The following is a 664-nucleotide window of genomic DNA, read 5'->3' on the forward strand; positions in this document are numbered from 1 at the left end:
GGCGATTGCGTAGGTCGGCGTTCTGATCGGGTGGAAGCACGGCCGAGAGTTCGTGTGGACCGATTAGAAACGAAAATCCTGGTCATAGTAGCAGCGAAAGTCGGGTTGAAATCCTGACGACCGAACGAGCTAGGGTTCCTCAGCACTGTTCGTCAGCTGAGGGTTAGCCGGTCCTAAGTCTCACCGTAATTCGAATGAGACGAAATGGGAAGCAGGTTAATATTCCTGCGCCGCCGTCCACTCAAAGTCGACGCCTTGGGTTCACCTGAGCCGGGCCATCGCCCGGTCGAACTATCCAACTCCGTGGAAGCCGTAACGGCACGAAGCGGACGAACGGTAGGATAGCGCAAGTCAGGCTAGCCTGGGGCCCGTGAAAAGACGAGGACGGTGTCCGTACCGAGAACCGACACAGGTGCTCATGGCGGAGAAAGCCAAGGTCTGTCGGGAACAATCGACGTTAGGGAATTCGGCAATCTAGTCCCGTACCTTCGGAAGAAGGGATGCCTGCCGCGGGAAGCGGCAGGTCGCAGTGACTCGGGGGCTCGGACTGTCTAGTAACAACATAGGTGACCGCAAATCCGCAAGGACTCGTACGGTCACTGAATCCTGCCCAGTGCGGGTATCTGAACACCTGGTACAACAGGACGAAGGACCCGTTAACGGC

The 664-nt window shown here is 57.4% G+C and carries 1 rRNA gene; it reads left to right on the top strand.

Annotated elements, in window-relative coordinates:
* Positions 1 to 664 (top strand): 23S ribosomal RNA (locus ACMGFI_RS21205); the annotation flags it as partial.

Origin of the sequence: Halosimplex marinum, assembly GCF_051414075.1 — an archaeon.
GTDB lineage: Archaea > Halobacteriota > Halobacteria > Halobacteriales > Haloarculaceae > Halosimplex > Halosimplex marinum.